At 52.7% G+C, this 17,627-nt stretch carries 14 protein-coding genes and 1 tRNA gene; 4 read left to right on the plus strand and 11 right to left on the minus strand.

The annotated features are described in order from the left end of the window. Both R0137_RS09745 and R0137_RS09750 read left to right on the plus strand, forming a co-directional pair. Nucleotides 1–1,221 carry a restriction endonuclease subunit S gene (locus tag R0137_RS09745; protein WP_407326228.1) on the plus strand — a complete coding sequence of 407 codons (1,221 nt, stop codon included), beginning with the start codon at nt 1–3 and terminating at the stop codon, nt 1,219–1,221. Next, on the plus strand, nt 1,218–4,100 hold the full coding sequence (locus R0137_RS09750; RefSeq protein ID WP_407326229.1) for a type I restriction endonuclease subunit R: 2,883 nt from the start codon (nt 1,218–1,220) through the stop codon (nt 4,098–4,100). The genes R0137_RS09745 and R0137_RS09750 overlap by 4 nt, the downstream gene beginning before the upstream one ends. A 500-nt stretch (nt 4,101–4,600) precedes the next feature. On the opposite strand, the gene R0137_RS09755 is transcribed toward R0137_RS09750, so the two are convergent. The 10 genes from R0137_RS09755 to R0137_RS09800 form a co-directional block, all read right to left on the minus strand. Continuing rightward, on the minus strand, nt 4,601–5,521 hold the full coding sequence (locus R0137_RS09755; protein ID WP_407326230.1) for a hypothetical protein: 921 nt from the start codon (nt 5,519–5,521) through the stop codon (nt 4,601–4,603). Further along, nucleotides 5,518–8,049: a hypothetical protein gene (locus R0137_RS09760; protein ID WP_407326231.1), complete on the minus strand. Its 2,532-nt coding sequence runs from the start codon at nt 8,047–8,049 to the stop codon at nt 5,518–5,520. Before R0137_RS09760 ends, R0137_RS09755 begins: the two co-directional genes overlap by 4 nt. Nucleotides 8,050–8,447: 398 nt before the next feature. After that, a complete protein-coding gene (locus tag R0137_RS09765; RefSeq protein WP_407326232.1) occupies nt 8,448–9,908 on the minus strand; it encodes a hypothetical protein in 1,461 nt (486 codons plus the stop codon). Then, entirely contained in the window at nt 9,905–10,270 is a 366-nt protein-coding gene (locus R0137_RS09770; protein ID WP_407326233.1) for a hypothetical protein, read from the minus strand. Before R0137_RS09770 ends, R0137_RS09765 begins: the two co-directional genes overlap by 4 nt. Before the next feature lie 354 nt (nt 10,271–10,624). Continuing rightward, nucleotides 10,625–10,810 (minus strand): hypothetical protein, encoded by a 186-nt coding sequence (locus R0137_RS09775; protein ID WP_407326234.1) that lies wholly within the window; start codon nt 10,808–10,810, stop codon nt 10,625–10,627. A 333-nt stretch (nt 10,811–11,143) separates the two neighbouring features. Further along, on the minus strand, nt 11,144–13,444 hold the full coding sequence (locus R0137_RS09780; RefSeq protein ID WP_407326235.1) for a phage/plasmid primase, P4 family: 2,301 nt from the start codon (nt 13,442–13,444) through the stop codon (nt 11,144–11,146). Between the two features lie 105 nt (nt 13,445–13,549). Continuing rightward, complete coding sequence (locus R0137_RS09785) at nt 13,550–13,816, minus strand: hypothetical protein (RefSeq protein WP_407326236.1); 267 nt, start codon at nt 13,814–13,816, stop codon at nt 13,550–13,552. 77 nt (nt 13,817–13,893) lie between these two features. Beyond that, nucleotides 13,894–14,346: a hypothetical protein gene (locus R0137_RS09790; protein WP_407326237.1), complete on the minus strand. Its 453-nt coding sequence runs from the start codon at nt 14,344–14,346 to the stop codon at nt 13,894–13,896. Next, complete coding sequence (locus R0137_RS09795; protein WP_407326238.1) at nt 14,343–14,522, minus strand: hypothetical protein; 180 nt, start codon at nt 14,520–14,522, stop codon at nt 14,343–14,345. The genes R0137_RS09790 and R0137_RS09795 overlap by 4 nt, the downstream gene beginning before the upstream one ends. After that, nucleotides 14,519–16,051, minus strand: a complete 1,533-nt coding sequence (locus tag R0137_RS09800; RefSeq protein ID WP_407326239.1) for a tyrosine-type recombinase/integrase — start codon at nt 16,049–16,051, stop codon at nt 14,519–14,521. Before R0137_RS09800 ends, R0137_RS09795 begins: the two co-directional genes overlap by 4 nt. A 114-nt stretch (nt 16,052–16,165) precedes the next feature. Here R0137_RS09800 and R0137_RS09805 point away from each other — a divergent pair. Beyond that, nucleotides 16,166–16,241 (plus strand) — tRNA-OTHER (locus R0137_RS09805). 368 nt (nt 16,242–16,609) lie between these two features. Here the strand turns inward: R0137_RS09805 and R0137_RS09810 are convergent. After that, nucleotides 16,610–16,933, minus strand: coding sequence for a hypothetical protein (locus tag R0137_RS09810; protein WP_407326240.1), 324 nt, complete (start codon nt 16,931–16,933; stop codon nt 16,610–16,612). A gap of 294 nt (nt 16,934–17,227) precedes the next feature. On the opposite strand from R0137_RS09810, the gene R0137_RS09815 reads away from it, so the two are divergent. Continuing rightward, nucleotides 17,228–17,626, plus strand: a complete 399-nt coding sequence (locus R0137_RS09815; protein ID WP_407326241.1) for a nuclear transport factor 2 family protein — start codon at nt 17,228–17,230, stop codon at nt 17,624–17,626. The last annotated feature ends 1 nt before the right edge of the window (nt 17,627 follow it).

Consider the following 17,627-nt stretch of genomic DNA (forward strand, 5'->3'; position numbering starts at 1 on the left):
ATGAATTTTTCAGAGAAAGTTCCGAAACTCCGTTTTCCTGAGCACACCACGGAATATATAACTAAACCATTAGCGCAAGTGTTTTCAAACACTGGTGGTACGTCTCTTGAGGACCAAGTGTCCGTGAGCGGTACACACAAGTTTATCTCCATCGGCAACTACTCAAAGGATGGCAACTACATTGACAATTCTCAGCGCATCCCGCTGAACGATAAGACGCGCGCAAAGCTTTTGAATAAAGGCGATCTCGTGATGGTCTTAAACGACAAGACAAAGACTGGTGACATCATCGGTTCGTCTATTCTTATTGAGAGTAACGACGCGTACATCTATAACCAACGGAGTGAGAAGTTGGTCTTACGCCGAGAAGAATTCAGCTCAAAGTACTGCTGGTTTCTGCTGAACACTCCTAAACAAAGGAAAGACGTGTTCAAAATATCGCAAGGCGGGACACAAATTTATGTAAACTTCTCTGCCGTTAAAACCCTTAGTATTTCCTTCCCTACCCTTCCCGAACAACAAAAAATAGCGGACTTCCTGACCTCCATTGACAAGCGCACCGCGCAATTGACTGAAAAGAAGGCCCTGCTGGAGGATTACAAGAAAGGCGTGATGCAGCAGATTTTTTCCCAGGCCACCCGCTTCAAAGATGACAATGGCGATGACTTTCCTGATTGGGAGGAGAAGACGTTGGGGGGGGTTGGGAAGATCACAACGGGTAAAACCCCAAGCACCTCAGATGATACCGCATGGGTCGGTGACACAATGTTCGTTACGCCGTCTGACATTGGGGAGGATACTAAGTTTCAGTACAAGACGTCGCGTCACGTAAACGGCGAGAAACTCAGGCTCATTCCGAAGGGCAGCCTTATGTTTACTTGCATAGCTTCAGTGGGAAAAATGAGCATTGCCACTAAACCGTGCATCACAAATCAACAGATCAACTCAGTGTCGGTCGGTTCGGGGTTCCTTTTCGAATATGTGTATTACGCATTACGAAATTTGACGCCGAGAATTAAGGCTACGCAGGCAAATACGACTCTCCCCATTATTAATAAAACAGAGTTCTCAAAGGTTGCCCTCTCTTTCCCATCTCTTCCCGAACAAACCAAGATCGCCAACTTTCTCTCCGCCATTGACCGCAAGTTAGACACCGTCACCTCCCAGATCACCGAGACCCAATCTTTCAAGCGCGGCTTACTCCAACAAATGTTTGTATGAGTGACTTCCCGCCCAACGTTGTCCCTATGACTCAGTCTGAGCAGGTGCTGGAGGATAAGCTCGTTGCGCAGTTGATCAGGCAGGGTTATGAGAAGGCTGCGGTCACTGACGAAACGTCAATGCTGACCAACCTCAGGGCACAGCTTGAGAGGTTCAACGCTCTTACCTTGACCGAGGGCGAGTTCACCAAGGTGCTGCACCATCTCAATAAGCAGTCCGGGGTGTTCAACAAGGCCCATATCCTACGCGACAGGATGAAGCTAACCAAAGAGGACGGCGATACGGTTTATCTGGCGTTCTTTGACTCTGCTGATCCGCTGCGGAACCACTACCAAGTCACGCAACAAGTGACGATGGAGGGCAGTTACAAGAATCGCTATGACGTGACGGTTCTCGTCAATGGATTGCCGCTGCTTCAGATAGAGCTCAAGCGTCGCGGCTTGGAGATGAAGGAGGCCTTCAACCAGATTCAGCGCTATCAAAAGCATACGTTCTGGAGCGGTCACGGGCTGTTCCACTTTGTTCAACTGTTTGTCATCAGCAACGGGGTCAACACTAAGTACTACGCCAATGCGCGTAAGCAGTCGTTCAAGCAAACGTTCTACTGGGCCCAAGAAGACAATACGACGATCCGGGAGCTGGAGCCCTTTGCCGAGACGTTCCTAAGTCGTGAGCACCTGGGCACGATGATCGGCAAGTACATCGTGCTCAACGAAGCCGACAAGATCTTGATGGTCTTGCGGCCGTATCAGTACTACGCGACTCAGGCGATCGTTGAGCGCGTCAAGAACCCTCCGGAGACGGACCAGAACGGCTACATCTGGCACACCACGGGGTCTGGAAAGACGCTGACCTCGTTCAAGGCTGCTCAGATCATGACCGGCCTGCCTGACGTGCATAAGGTGGTGTTCTGCGTAGACCGCAAGGATCTGGATTACCAGACGATCAAAGAGTTCAACGGATTCAGTAAGGGCAGCGTAGACAGTACTAACAATACTAAGAAGCTCGTCAGCCAGTTCGTTGATCCAGACACTAAGCTCATCGTCACGACGCTCCAGAAGCTCAACACGGCCATCAGCAAACAAGCTTACCTGTCGCAGATGGAAAAGCTCCAGAACGAGCGGATCATCTTTATCTTTGACGAATGCCACCGTAGCCAGTTTGGTGACACCCACAAACGGATCGTGGACTTCTTCCGGGATCACCAGCTTTTCGGCTTTACTGGCACCCCTATCTTTGCCGACAACGCATCATCTAAAGGGGGTAAGAAACACACCACAAAGGATCTGTTTCATAAGAAGCTACATTCCTATGTCATCACTGACGCGATCAAGGACGAAAACGTTCTGCGGTTTGCGGTGGAGTATGTGGGCAGGTATCAGCAGAAGGGTGACAACCCCATCGCTATTGATATTGAAGTAGAGGCCATAGACACAAAGGAGCTATTGGACTCCCCAGCACGGCTAGAAAAGATCACGGACTACATCATTGAGCGCCATCCGGTGAAAACCCGAAACAAGGAGTTCACTGCAATGATGTGCGTGAGCTCTGTGGATACTCTGATTAAATATTATGAGCTATTCGCTGCAAAGAAGGCGGAGGGCAGACACAACCTCAGGATTGCGACGATATTCAGCTATACGGCCAATGAGGCAGACTCAGACGCTGACGGTATCCTGGATGAGGGTGGTGAGATCATTGGCGGCGAAGGAGGCAATCCGCACACTCGGGATAAGCTGGAAGGGTTCATCGGTGACTACAACGAGATGTTTGGCACCAAGTACTCGACCAAAGATACGCAGAGCTTTTATAACTACTATCAGGACATCGCCAAGAAGGTCAAAGAGCGAAAGGTAGATATTCTGCTCGTAGTGAACATGTTCTTGACTGGGTTCGATAGCAAGACCTTGAACACGATGTATGTAGATAAGAACCTCCGCTATCACGGACTTATCCAGGCTTACTCGCGTACCAATCGCACCCTCAACGAGGTCAAAAGCCAGGGCAACATCGTCGTTTTCAGGAATCTGAAAAAACGCACCGATGAGGCGGTAGCGTTGTTCTCCAATGCCCACGCCAAGGAAGAGATTTTTGTAGCGCCCTACGAGGACTACGTGAAGCAATTCAATGCGGTTGTACTGGCCCTGCTGGATGTCACGCCTACAGTACGAAGCGTACAAGACTTACCCGACGAAGAGGCTGAGCTGCAATTCGTCAAAGTGTTCCGGGAGTTGATGCGATTGCGCAACATCCTGGAATCGTTCTCAGAGTTTGATGATGAGGACCTAGCATTGCCTGCCCAACGCTTTGCTGACTACCGCAGCGCTTATCTGGACCTCTACGATAAGGTCAGAACCGAGAGCACCAAGGAAAAGGCCTCCATTCTAGAAGACGTGGATTTTGAGCTGGAGTTGATCCGCAGAGACATCATTAACGTTCAGTACATCCTGACGCTGCTAGCCCAGCTGTATGACGCTGAAGAGGAAGAGGAGCTCAAACTCCGCAAGCTCATCCTCGATTCTGTCGCCGGTGACGTGACGCTGCGCAGTAAGCACGAGCTCATCCAGAAATTCATAGACAGCACTCTACCTAACCTGAGCAGCTCCGCAGAGATCCCAGACAGCTTTGAAGAGTTCTGGGAGCAGGAGCGGTTATCGGCCTTTGATGCACTGGTGAAGGAAGAAGAGCTGGATGCTGAGAAGCTGGCAAGTGTTATTGATCGGTATGTCTATACCGGAACGAAGCCTTTGCCTGATCCGGATATTGTGCAGTTGATCAAACGACCTCTGAAGTTAGTAGAGCGCGGTCCCACAAAGACTAGGGTTTTGCAGAAGGTTGTGGATTACGTTGAGACATATATTCATGGAGTGGCTGCTTAAGATGGATGTTAGCGATTACACCCTAGTATAAAAGAGTGGAGGGTGCGCTAGCGCAGTCTATTTATTGACTTTGATGCGTAAAGTGACGTCCGTTTGAATTACGAAGAGTAAGTTATCCTGCATGACTGCAAATGAATGGCTGCCAATCGTTACTTCCGCGTTAGCGCTTTTGCTTTCGGTGGCGGCCTTCGCTTTTTCGCCACGGTATCGTTTGGAGGATCGGACACGGGGGGGGGGGTGAATCGCCTCGCCAGTGTGAGAGGGGCACTCCCTGAGACCGGCGAAATGCCATTGGCGACCTTGAGGCAATTGATACAAGCTCATTGATTTTCGGCAACACATGCTGCTGCATACAAAAATTTCAATCTCGGAACGCATTTGGTTAGAGCAGAGCATTACCGTGATCTTAGGATGAGTGCGTTTGCAGAATGTAGTAAGGAGAGCGCTTGGGCTAAGGTCGCAGATTTCTAACGTTGCCGGACATTAACTCACTAAAACCTTTAATTTGCGAGAATCTGGGAAAGATCTTCAAAGTTGATTTCGCCAACTTCCAGAGCCTCTATTTTTTTCTTAATTTCTTCTGAACTGATCACCCCGCTGATAGCTACTTGGGATTGGATATTTAGTCGCTGAAGGAGAGCATTAATCTCAACGAGAATGTGCTCTCTCAGTATTGCTTGCGCCCGATGGAACTGTGCTGTTTTGTAGAAATAATAGTATTCTGTCGCTCTGTCCTGCCCTGAGTCTCTGCGATTCCACCCCCATGTCCGGCTAACGTGATTCATGAATACGTCTATATTGTAGGAATACTCTTGAAAATCAAATTCGTCACTGATGTTGCCTTGCTCAAGGCCCTTACGAAAGAAGTTAGGGCCTAACGTATCGTATCTGTTCAACCTACGGAGCACTTTGGAATACCCACACGGTCCGCCTAGCGTTGACGGCATTGCAACTCGCCAGAATTGATGAGACCACAAGAATCCTAAACGTTTCTTCCACAATCGCCGGTCTTCTTTTGGAATACTCTGTATGCAGAAGAAAGGTGTAACTAGCAGCCGCTCCGACGTAAATCGATTCGGTACTATCTCAGCATCACCTCGGTCAACTAGTTCATAGAAGACTCTTCCCCTCCAAGCTAAGTTAGCCGCAACCTCATTGATAGCCCCCGTTGCTACTTTTTGAATCGATCCGTGTCTATCACGCGATAACTTCGTCAATAGACTAGCGGCCTTTACCTTTTCCTGGTCAGACCCAGACAGCTCTACTTTGCACTCATCATCATCGAAAGCGGCAGTCGGAATAACGGGCAAGGCGGCATCTTGTATGAACATTGATGTACGCGCGCTATAACCAGAGTTCTCCCTGAGGCTTGGAAAGTGCCTTGCCATTTTATATTCATCCCGTAGCAAAGGTCGGCTCATTCTGCTTCCCTCCTACTGTGAATCTCTTTCCAAACGCTCTCTTCTCTATCCAATGCCTCCCTCAGACTCCTGCGCCTTCTACCGAAATCTAGCTCTTCGCCGCCGTTTTTGCGGACAAAGAATTCAATAAACACATCTAATCCATCATCAAAAGCACCATGGCGATCATTAGCAAATCTTCTGACGAGACTACTTTTGTGGTCCGCAACCGAGTCATCACCTAGACGGTTCCGAGCAATGTCTACTCTTGGCAACTGGCGGAGTAAGCCATCGACAGATTGTTTCCAAGCAGTTCGCAGTATACTTCTATGGCTGATCTCAAACCCCGACTCTGTTATTGCTACGGCGCCCGACAGCAACGTTAACAAGCGAATTCGAGGTACGGACTTCAGGTACGTCAACCATCGCTCCTCGACTATTTCCCAAAGCCGATTGTTATTATGGAAATCTGCTAACAACTTTGCGTAGCCACTTATATCTAGTAAATCAAGAAGAGCCGCGGCTGCAACTTTATACCTCTGCTGAACCCTCCAATCTGTCAGGTCACCATCCGGCGCAAGCTCCTCAAACATCAGAAAACAACCTATTAGGTAGTTTTGAAACGCAGTTTCCAAAAAGGACACATCGTTCCTGATAAGGGAATCGAAGGTGTACTCACCGGCTGTGTGAAGAAACTGACCCGGGTAATCCGGACAATCCTCTGGCTTTTTCGTTAGATATAGAAGGGACATTCGTTGTGCCATTCGGCTAATTAAATCAATCTGCCTCGCTCGCAGAGTCCTATTCGTTTCGTCTATTGACACTTTTGGCCACGGCAGTCCCTTGATTCGCGAATCACCAGTAAGCGCCTCCCATGCTCCTGCCCACAAAACCACCTGATACTGCAATTTGGCCCAATACTCATTCTCTCCGCTCAATATTGCGGCGGCCAACCAATACTTCTGAGCGTCATCACATATTTTGCTAAGCGTGTGGAAATGTACTGATTCACAATCAACAAGCTGGGAAACGTTTTCTTGAAACCGCAGTGCTTCTTCCAAACTATATATCTCACTGATGTACCACGGAGGACTAATCTGTCTTCCGTCGGCCTCGATTTCAAACGTTAATCGTTTTTTAATCCATTCAACCCTATGCAGACCATAGTGGGGTACATCGTGGCGGTATATATCGGTAGAGCTGAGCCAGTTGATTTTATTTAAGAAGTCTTCGCTCGCTGATGCTTTTGTAGCTACCACTGACTTCCTAAAACCCAAACTCACTGATACAAGTAATGAGGACAATCGCTCAAAGACAGCTATTGTTTCGATAGACTCAACGATGCTGTCAGGCTCTTTAAATAGTACGGCAGCGATATCATCTTCAAGCGCCTTCAGTAGTTCGTGACAGCGAACTACCTCTCCGGTTTGGGAGAGCCTATTCAAATACAAATCAATACAGTCAATCGCTTTGAGTGCATGCGTATAACGCTTTTTCTCGAAGCTCACTCTTACTGAAAGCAGCAGTACTTTCTCCACGCGCCTTTCAAACCAGAAATGGTCCAGTACAACTTCAGGCTGTATTTGTGTCGAAGATTGATGGGCTATAGATACTCTAGAATCGTCAGTGGCATACCAATCATAATGCCGATACTTCTGTTCAAACCATAAGCTCGTAGTTGGTATTTTTGGTTTTCTTTCACAATAAGAAATCAGAAAACTAGTCGACTGACGCACTAGCTCTGTTAACGAATCTCCACTGAGGTGTGACTGTTTTATCGCAGTGTCAGCTAATGCCTCGATAGTCGAAATACATCGTGCCGCGTTTCTCTGTGCATGCGCTTGAAAATTTGTATCGGACCAATCGTTTCCGCCCTCTTCAACCTTAGAGATCCACCCATTGAGTTCCTTGAAAACAGTAAGCGCCAATTTCGTAGGATCGAAAAAGTAGAATACCCGCTGCCCCAAAGCAACGAAGGCAAATATGCCAACCCCTCCTCCCACCGATGCAAGTACTACCGCCAGATAATTTCTGGGCATACCTGTCAATCGCATCGAAACCATGATCAGACAGAAAAACGTTAGAAATGCGAGAAGTCGCATGTAGACATCTCCAAAGCGCTCCCGGGCGAGAAGGCTTCTTACATCATCAGGCACCGTTGCATATATTGAGCTGCCAACAGTGCTAATAGCTGCATAATACAGGCCGATAAATACTCCCCCGATGCCCGATATCGTCGCAAAAAAGGATACGTAGTCTCCATCCTCGGGGACTGAGAGACCCAAAAGCGGATAGAAGCTAGATATTCTTTGATCGACTACTTGAAGTGCAATTGCAGCAGTAAGAGCGAGAATGATACTTTTTTGCGTATGCTGTACGACCTCCCGAAGGGTTCCGTAGTTAGTTTTTGTATCCTCATACGCATAACGAACGCCAAATATCTTTGACTTTACGTCGAGCTGCGTGCTCTTTATCCACTTTTGTGTTCGATAGAAGCGCCTTGATTGCGCAAGCGAGAGGTAAGCACTTTTCCAAATTAGGAATTTCAAGCTATTTATCCCAATCCTTGAGTATATATCGGAACATGCGTTCGTATGCCGCAGTCGACGCTAGCGTACCACTTGAGCGTCTCATTCCCCTAGACGCTGAAAAGATCGCGGTTCTTAACCCATTGTGGCTGGCATTATCAGGCTCTTCATCACTAACGGGGTACACCGAGGTTCATTAAACTGATTTTGCGAAGTCTGTTTAACGAGGAGAGCGTCTATGTCCCACGCAATGTGTAACCCCCAACCCGGAATCGGTTGGTCAGCGCCGCTATAACTCTTTGAAAATTTTGAAAAATGGTGGGCCCAGTAGGACTTGAACCTACGACCAATCGATTATGAGTCGGACGCTCTACCCGGTTGATGGCTTTTCCATTGCGATAATTTTTTTTCTCTTTAGTTTAAAAAGCCATCGTAATTTTCATTTCCATGGCTGGCTTGGGCTTCGCCGCAAACGCACATACACCGGCGACAGCGTTGACGACATCGTCGTGCGCGCCTGGTGCGTGGTCGATCAGCTCCCTGCCGCCACGCGTCGTTCGACGTTCGAGGGCGAGAAGCTGGCGGCGTAGCACCGGGTTAGGAGGTAGCTCCACCCGGCCGCTGTTTAGCAGCGGGAGGAACTCTTGGTAAAGCTGTGTTTTGTTTCGGTCGGAGAGCTCATAGCGCACACGTCGCTTCGTGAACTGTTCACGCGGCCACATGCCGCCGTAGGCGTCACCGTTCACGACAGAGACGCTGTACGCATGGAGCACCGCTGCAAACTCCTCGGCGACTAGCTGGGGAGAGAAGGGCGGCTTCTTCTCGACAACGTGATCCACGATGATACGATCGGATTGGTGGTCATGATGTGCGATCGCCAGGGTCATGCTGTCAGCGCTTCCGCCGGATGGGTCAACAAAGGCCACGTAGCGTATGCCGCGCGCTGCCGGGATCACTAGATGGTCGGAGCGGGTACACGCGTCCACAGTTTCGACCTGGACGAACTGCTCGAGGTCATTGCGAAACTCGGCGCCATATTCCGCCTTGGCTCTATCGGGGTCCTCCTCGAAGGCCTCGTCGTAAAGGCTCTGGGGTAGCGTCGGGTTCATCTCCCAGGTTGGCGCCTGCACGACTAGAGTGCTCGAGCCGTCGTTGCCGTAGTGGCGGCGGTAAGCGTCCCACAACACGCCGCGACGGGCGTGCGGAGAGGAAAGTAGTACGAGCGGGCCGCCGGTGGTCGCGAGGCCGGGCCTCACTGCGTTGATGATCTCGACGTCCGGGTTGCGACCGTCATCAAGCCAAAACGCGACCTCGTCGCAGATCACACAACAGAGAGTAAAACCCCGCGCCGAGCGAAATGAGGCCGTGGCGACCACAATCGCCGTGCCGTTCTTGAACAGGATCATCTCGTCAGTGGAGCGCAGTACTTCCTGTGCCAAGATGCGCGACGAGTCGATCATCCCTTGGATGTAGCGCATACAGTTCCCGCCCTGTTTCTTGTCGTTCGCCAAAATCAGAGCTGTGGGGCGTTCACCAGGTGATACCAGGTCGCTATAGTCGCTGCACACGGTCGTGCTGATACTTAATACACCGGACATCTGGGTTTTGTCAGAGCGGCGTCCCAGGATCATGCAGAGTGCGTTGAATACTTCGCCGGGCGTCATGGTGCGGCCGCCGCTTAGCTTGTGCATGATCTTTCGCTCTTTGTCGGTCAGCTCCTCGCTGGCAAAAGCGCAGAGGATGGCGACCTGTTTCTCGAAGCTTTCGCGGCCGTAGATCGGTCCAAGGAGCTTCTCGTGGGTCAGGAGCTCGCGCATTGTTATCTTGCGACGGTTGGTCGAGGAGGGCGCTGCTGGCGCCAGTGTGGGCTTCAGTTTCATTTGTCCACACTCCTCGCGGCCATCAGCTCGTGGAGGGTGATCTCCTTTGACTCACGCTCAAGTCCCAGCTTGCCCAGTAGGCCGGCCAGGGTGTTGATGGCATAACCCCATTTTCCGACGTCGGCCGTGCCTTTCTCCACGAGGTGTTGCTCCATGATCTCGATCTGGTGCAGCAGAAACAGCGCCCGGTCGATCAATATGCGCTTGGACGTGGAGAGCTGTTCCAGGCCGCCTAGGTCGTTCGCGATAGCCTGGCGCCGGGCCTTCATGGACCGTGCCAGCTCGCGCCGCCCGTCGAGCTTGTTTAGCCAGCCCGCATCGAATTGTGCGGGAGGTGTGTCGTGCTTCGGGGGCCTACCCATGACGGAACCCCCTGGTAGTTGCACCAGTCGGGCAGGTACCGAGTTGGTTCCCAATGCGGTACCCAAAATCCGTTAGCGGTATATGTATTCTATTAATAAAGAGTTTTATCGCTATGCCTGCAACACTCACAATGTTGCGGAGCGGGTTTAGGCGCCAAATAGGGCGATTTTTCGGGGTATCTGGCACGATTGGTGTGTATAAAAAAAAGTTATTTAAGGTCATTGTTCTATTTTCTCGCGTTATATGTGGAAATAGGTGCCACTCGGTGAAGCCGGCGAAGGTTGGGCGCTGGCTTGGGCGGCGTGGCGTGCGCTTCAGCGGCGGTGACTCACTTCAGCGCGCCCATTCGAACTCTAGGCTTTGACACATTCTTCGACCGCGTCGTGCAGCTGATTGGCCGCCTCGTCGACGAGCGTTTGCGCGATCCTTGCCAGGCCGTCGATGGTCTGTCGATCGCGGCACTCGAGGATCGCTGCGGCGAGCGTGTCGAGGTTGCCGAGGTGATCCGTGATCAAGTCGTGCAGGGATTCCGTGTCCACTGGGGGCTCCTGAAATGCGTGCGAGATAATGAAGGGACCATGGTTGCTAGGGTTTGGGCCTAAACCTTTTTTCTGTGTATTTCTCATGTTCTTCCTCTTATTTACTCTCTTTTCTATATATAAAAGATTTAGTTAATAAACCCTGGAACTATGGTCCCCGAGCTTCTGTAGCCCCCGTGGTTAATGGGTTTCTGGGGGCCAGGGTTGCTCTAATAACCATGGTCCAACCCTGGCCCTTTTCGGCTAACCCTGGTCCCTCTCTTAATCCAGGGGGCCAGGGTTGGGGCCTCGGGGGCCAGGGTTGGACCAGGGTTTACGAGCAACCCTGGCCCCCTAAAACCCTTCATCGAATGACTCCTCGCCGAGGTCGCGGAGGAGGGCCTCAGTGTCGAGCGCGGCACCGATTAGCGCGGTGCGTCGTAGTCCGCTTTGCTTCACTCGTTTCTTGGCGAGGTCCTCCAAGTACCCGCCGAGGGCGGTACCGAACGTCGTCTCGCTTACAGTCGGATGATCAAAGGCCACGCAATAGCGGCGGTACTGGTAGTAGGCGTCGTGCGTTAAGAGAAGGCCGTCGTAGGTCCGGATCACGTAGCGCGCCAGGAATCCCCCGACAGGATTGTTTCGCTCTGCTGCAAGCCGTCTGGCCGCGCGAAGGCTCTCGCTGTCCGTGAAGCTCCCCAGGCGCCCCAGACGCTCTAAGCCCTCGAGCGCCCAGTTGAGAACCCCCGGTAACTCCTGCTCGAGGGCTTGGTCGAGGAGCGGGTCCTCTCTGCCAGCGAACGAGTACTTGAACTCGAGCACCATGTAGCGATTAGCGAGCGCGTCGTATTTATCGAAGAACCGGGGCATCTCGTTCGCCAGCAGAACGAGACGGGCGGGCACCTTGCCGCTGTACGCGTCTTTGTACTTGGGATCAAACTGCACGGAGTCCTGGCCGGTTATTGTGAGCAGTGCTTCCTTTGCCCGTTCTATCCGCGATTTATCGACACGGTGTGCGTCCCCGATAATCCCGACCTTCGCATTTGCCAGGATGACCAGGCCGCGATCGCCGGCAAGCGATGACAGCGATACCCCCGCCGTTGCCCCCTCGCACAGTCGTTCTAAAACGCGCGCGATCGTGCCTTTACCAGAACGCGACTCCCCGGTGAGTAGGAGCATCTTCTGGTGACGGTAGTCCCGGACCAGGCAATAGCCTATGTACTCCTGGAGTAGTTGCTGCATAGATGAATCGGGCAGCACTTCCTCGAGGAACTGTTGCCAGCGGTCAAAGCGTGCGCCAGGATCGAAATCAAAGGGGAGGAGACTCGTTATGTTGTGCTCTGGCGCGTGCGGCTCCAGGGCCGTTAGAGCGCGTCCTTTGTCCCAGCCGGTGATGTTGAGGACACCGTTCTGCAATGCCAGACGCGCCGGGTCCGGTGCAAACGAGTCGACGACCGATCGGCGCCGGACCTCGTCGAAGGTGTGTTGCTTCTGCGCCGGCGTGAATCCCTTGCCGAGTAGGAGATCATTAATGCGCGCGTTGAGCTGTTCGTCGCTTTGTGGCGCCCAGTGCGTGCCGCAGTACCGATACGTCTGCTTCATGAACCGAACCAGGCGCATATCCTGGAGGATCGCAGCGGCGTTCCCCTCGGGGTCCTTGCCGTTCAGATCGAGGTCGTCCTCGGTCTCCAGGCCCAAGGTCTTGCGTGCCTCAAGGCCGCCCGCTATCCGCACCATGTGCTCGATCGTGCCGACGGTGACAGGGTCCCCGTCGTAAGTTGCCGCAGCGAACGAGGGCCACTTGGCGCGGTTCGTCGCTTCGTCGTGCTTGCCGCTCTCCGAAGACCAGGTGTTGAACAGGTCGAAGCCCTTGCCGCCCGTCTGGTGATAGACGGCCATGCCGACCGTGGTGTACCCGTCATAGTCCTGGTCCTCTGCGGGGATACGCCCCAGGAGGCCCTCGAGTTCCCCTTCGTCCATCTTGCGCGGCGGTACATGCCGGTCGAACGCGTCCGCGTTCACGTTCTGTGACGCGTTCCGTACGCGTCCACCGGACGCCTTGCCGACACGTTCCCAGCCGAGACCCTGGCAATGCTGATCGAACGCATCGCACTTAGCGCGAGCCTGCTCGGCGTTGATGGACGGCAGCGACTCGATCGGCGTCTCCGAGAGGTCCTTCGACTCGTAGGAGTAGGGGCTCCCGGTGTCGGGGTGTACGCCGAACACGACGCATTGCTGGCCTTCCCCAAGGAACTCGAGTTGATGCACATGCTCGTTCTCCCAATCGTCCGGGTTGCGCCACTTGGCTGACTTGATCTTGGTGAAGGGTTTGTCCGTGCGGTGGGGTACTGCAAATTTTGGCTTGCGGCCGTAGCGAATTACCTCGGCGTATGGGAATAGCTCGCTGTGAACCCATGCCGCCAGCTCGGCGTCGTAAACATCGACGTCGCCCATTGGTGTACTCGCGCAGAGAACGCCGTAGTTGCCGTTGTGCGCCTGGATCGCTTCAAGTGACGCGCCGGCGCTCTGCCAGTTTTTCTCTACGGGATTCTTCTCGCCTCGGGCGACCAAAACATTGGCGTACCCCTGGTGGTGTAGCTTTTCCGCCTTCGCTTTGGATTGGTCAAAATTTGAGCAGGTGTTATCATTCGACATAGTTACTCTCAGTGTTTTGCTTGGCGGCTGGCAGTTGGGTTGACCTTCTAAAAACCCGGTTCGATTGTCTGAACCGGGTTTTTTCTTGCCCGCCGTTTGGTCGGCTCACGCTGCGGCTTTCGCAGTAATTCGCTTGTCCGGCATACCCGGCAGCTTCTCGCCATTCCTCGAACGCTCGACAAGCCGGCGCGCATAGGTGCGAAGCTCTGCCATGCTGACGAGCTTCGTCCGTGGTCCGTTATCAATGACGTGGGGGAACTCGGAGTCGGTGCGCGACCAGTGGTAAACCGTGTCGCGTGAGACACTGAGGTATCTGTGAATATGCGAAAAGCGAACGAGCTCTCGCTCTACTGGGGTGGGTGCCTGGGACATCGTGTTGCCTATGTTTGGCTGCTGATGTCTCCAAGGTAAGGCCGGAATTTCGGCCCTAGGGGGTCAAAATTCGATATTCACTTGCGAAGCTTCCGCTTTCCGAGAACATAGTCGCGGTGGAGTTTGTTCTTCACGTTAGGCTTGCCGACCTCCGCCTCGAGCACGGAATAAAGCCAGTCGCGAATCTCTCGCCTTCGCGTTGCAGGTACCCGCTTCCATGCGCGAAGAACCGACGACACACTGGCACCTTGCGCCTTCGCTACATGCTTAAAACAAGGGTTGTTCTCCTTGCCCGAAAACTCGCAGCCTTCTTGTAGCATCGCCTTCCAGACAAGCTGTACGACATGCTCCGGGTTCATGGCGAGGGCCTTCGGTCGAGACGCGCGGCGTCTCACTTCTAGGAGCTCGTGGGACAGCCCAAGCGCTTCGAGCTTTGAGGGGTCGCCGTAGGCCTCGAAGTGGTTGACAGCTAATCCGACGTTGAACGATTCGCAGATTCGCTCCAGTGGGTCCTTGGTGCCGTGCTTCATGCCACTGCCCCCGGCGGTAGGTCTTTGTACCAATCATATTCGTCCTCGATCGCCTCGCCACGTTCCAGGTGCTCGAGCACAACACGCAGCACTGTCTCGTCCGGGATACACGCCGGTATCGGTACATCGCGATCGAACCTTGCCCTGTAGGCTGTGGCAGCCTCTATAAAGTTCACGCGGGAATCCTCGGTTCAGTGAAGCCGTGGCAGGTGTGCTCTGCGGACTCCAGTGTGCCCATTACGTCGATCAGCTCGTCGTCGTCCGGCATGTTGTGCCCGTAGTTCTGAATGATCATTCGCTCGCTTGTGTGTCCGAGGGCCTTCATTACCTGGAAGGGTGAATAGCGTTGTTGCAGCATGAACGACGGCATGTGGTGGCGGAGGGTGTAGAAGTGGAGTCCCGCCGGTAAGCCGCCCAAGCGCTTAACGTGGGCCCAGGCGGTATCGTATCCATCACGTCCGATCTTGCCGTCCTTGGTCCGATCGCTGGGAAATACATACCCGCTCTTTGGTGAGCCTTGCTGCGTGTGCCACCGTTGAATGACCTCGCGGGCTCTCGGAGGTAGCCGAAACTTCACGAGTGTCGGCGTATTACCTTTCGCGAGCTTGCCCATACTTTTCTCGGTGTGCTTTTTCCAGATCCCGGTATCGGGATCCAGGTGGCGCCCCCACTCGAGTGATCGCACGTCATTGGGCCGCTGGCCGGAGAATGTCGCCATAAAGCAAAACGGGACGAACCAGTGGGCGTAGTTCTGTGCGTTTAGATCGGGCAGTAATTTGGTGCCTCGTTCTGCGCGTAGCGCGTTCTCTGCATCGCGTTCTTCTCGTAGCTTCTGCTGGAACGCGTCGAGGCCGCGCTCTAGGGCCGCAATTTCGTCCCTGGTCAAAGGCCGGCGGTTATCGAGACGTCGCTCCTCGTTCACCAGTGTGAGCTCCTGCTGCGCCTCGTTCGCGTCTGACAGTCTCGCGTCTGCAAGTGGGTTGTGCGAGATCACCTTGTCGTCCTTGGCAGACTGGAGCAGCGACTTAAAACGCTTTAGGTGTTCATTCATGGTTTTGAACGAAATCGGTTTGTTTCCTTTTGACTCCACGTATATGCGATTCCCGTGCGTGTCGGTTTCTTCGCCCTTGGTGGGCTTATTTTTGATGCCGGCTCTCTCGCGAGTCTGCCAGTCGCTTATGTCGTCGCTATCAAGTGAGGCGAGGTCGCGGTCCGCCAAGTGCCAAAAATGGGCTTGGATATAACTCCGGGTCGTGTTGCCACTCGTTTCCGATTTACGCGTGTTTAGACGCTCCTCGACGTAGCGGGGTAGATAGCCGCGCAGTGTTCGGTTCTTGGCGCTGGCCTCTGCCTTGAGCGTTTCAGCGTTGCGCTCTCTCTCGACCACTTGGGGGTCGATGCCCTTGCGAATTAGCGTATATTTTTCGGAGGCGTCCGCCGCAGCCGCGTCGACCGTCATCGCGGGGTATTTGCCAATCGTGAGGAATTTCATCTTCCCCCCGGATGCCATTCGGTAGCGTAGTCGCCAGGCGCACGCGTCGGGGCGCGACAAAGCAGTCCCCCGGCGGAGGTGAAACCCTGGAATCATCGTGCAGAACTTCACGGGGCGATTGCCCTCTGTAAACTCCTGCGTCGTCTCTTGTAGCCACCGCTTGATGGCGCTATTCGAGAGACTCGTTACTGTGATCTGTTTCGCTCTAGGCATTACAGGCCTCCAAAATTGGGTACCAAATTGGGTACCAGATGGGCACACATTAGTCTACAAACGTAGTCAAAGGCAAACCGAAAAACCCTTATAAATAGGGGTTTGCGAGGGCATGGGGTGCGTAGGTGGTGGGTTCTTGGCAACACTGGCAGTGTTGAGGTCGGCGGTTCGATCCCGCCTGGCTCCACCAATCAAATCAACGATGTAAGAACACTTCCGTCTCGACGCATGGGCTTCATGCGCGCATGAATCAACAAATCGTCAACACTGTTCGCGCTATTCACTAGTTGGCCCAATCGCGAACGTCTCAGATTGAGGCTTGTCCGTATTTTCAGTATTTAGAGAGAAGCGTCACAAGAATGAGTAGGGCGGTCGCAGCTCGTCAAACTCAGGATTGACGACACACGAGTGCTGGCCGGTGAGCGGCGCCGCTAGAGGTAAAAACGAACCTTCAACTTAGGGTTCCCGAGGCGCGGCTAAGTATCAGAAGGCGGCAGTGCAGGCGCTTTATCCGAGAGTCGGCTTTCACCTCAAGGCGGTCATTGAGAGAATGAAGTATTAATCACACAGGCGCGATTTCCCCAAAAGCAATTCATTCACGTCGCCCTTCGCTTGAGTACTTGCGATAAACAGATATAGCGAAAGGAACATCATCCCACCGAACACGGCGACAGCTCCGAGTATTAGACCAGTAGCTGAGAATCGATGCCGCCAGGAGACCCAGAGCCCAGACAGTAAAAGAAACCCCATGAAATCAAAATTAAACTGTCCTGGCCATGTCATAGCTCGCATGTCGCCAAAGAAGATGGGCAAGAGATTCCAGCCATAGTTTGAAATTGTGATGGCAGTGTATCCAAGCAATGAAACTAAAATGATGGCCATGAAAAATCTAAACCCAAGCATCACATACGCTCCTATTTATTCTGTGTAAGTATCCACACTCTAGGTGTTCTCGATCTCTGCTTCATCATATTACGATTGACCGTTCCTGGACGAAACCGATCATGTTGGTAGCTTCCGATTCCATCTCATAGAGGTTGCGATCAGTTAGCGGTTCAAAGCCCGGTTATTGGTCAAGGGAAGCTCGGGATAATGATTTTCACATGACTAGTTTGATTTATATGCGCAACGCATATAAAATTTCTCAGGCGAAATACATTGATTGGACACACGAGAATGCCTGATACAAACCTTACCCCCGAACACATAGATTTCTACGAGCGTTTCGAGTCTTTTTGGGCGGCACCCTCTGGTGAACGAGTGGCCGAGTTGATTGCGCCTGATGCAAAAATTCATTTCACAGGAGCAGAGATAATGACTGGCGCCGCCTATGCCACGTGGATGGCCGAGACACTTTCTTCAATGGAGAATATGACGGTTACACCGCTCGACTGTGCTGGTAACGGCGACATGCTCTACATTGCCTGGGAAGCGTCTGCCGATATTTATGGATCACGACGCACCTACAGGGGCGTTGATCGCTTCCGCCTAGAAAATGGAAAGGCCGTAGAAGAGCATGTGATATTTGATTCAGCGGTCCTGACACCAGAAGGTGCCGTAGGCGTCGAAGAGTAAT

It is taken from the genome of Congregibacter brevis, from assembly GCF_045689245.1.
Taxonomy (GTDB): domain Bacteria; phylum Pseudomonadota; class Gammaproteobacteria; order Pseudomonadales; family Halieaceae; genus Congregibacter; species Congregibacter brevis.

What these genes read in the sequence shown, in the direction of transcription:
- R0137_RS09745 (WP_407326228.1), top strand. Translation starts at nt 1, where the DNA reads ATGAATTTTTCAGAGAAAGTTCCGAAACTCCGTTTTCCTGAGCACACC.
- R0137_RS09750 (WP_407326229.1), top strand. Translation starts at nt 1,218, where the DNA reads ATGAGTGACTTCCCGCCCAACGTTGTCCCTATGACTCAGTCTGAGCAG.
- R0137_RS09755 (WP_407326230.1), bottom strand. Translation starts at nt 5,521, where the DNA reads ATGAGCCGACCTTTGCTACGGGATGAATATAAAATGGCAAGGCACTTT.
- R0137_RS09765 (WP_407326232.1), bottom strand. Translation starts at nt 9,908, where the DNA reads ATGAAACTGAAGCCCACACTGGCGCCAGCAGCGCCCTCCTCGACCAAC.
- R0137_RS09770 (WP_407326233.1), bottom strand. Translation starts at nt 10,270, where the DNA reads ATGGGTAGGCCCCCGAAGCACGACACACCTCCCGCACAATTCGATGCG.
- R0137_RS09780 (WP_407326235.1), bottom strand. Translation starts at nt 13,444, where the DNA reads ATGTCGAATGATAACACCTGCTCAAATTTTGACCAATCCAAAGCGAAG.
- R0137_RS09785 (WP_407326236.1), bottom strand. Translation starts at nt 13,816, where the DNA reads ATGTCCCAGGCACCCACCCCAGTAGAGCGAGAGCTCGTTCGCTTTTCG.
- R0137_RS09790 (WP_407326237.1), bottom strand. Translation starts at nt 14,346, where the DNA reads ATGAAGCACGGCACCAAGGACCCACTGGAGCGAATCTGCGAATCGTTC.
- R0137_RS09800 (WP_407326239.1), bottom strand. Translation starts at nt 16,051, where the DNA reads ATGCCTAGAGCGAAACAGATCACAGTAACGAGTCTCTCGAATAGCGCC.
- R0137_RS09810 (WP_407326240.1), bottom strand. Translation starts at nt 16,933, where the DNA reads ATGGCCATCATTTTAGTTTCATTGCTTGGATACACTGCCATCACAATT.
- R0137_RS09815 (WP_407326241.1), top strand. Translation starts at nt 17,228, where the DNA reads ATGCCTGATACAAACCTTACCCCCGAACACATAGATTTCTACGAGCGT.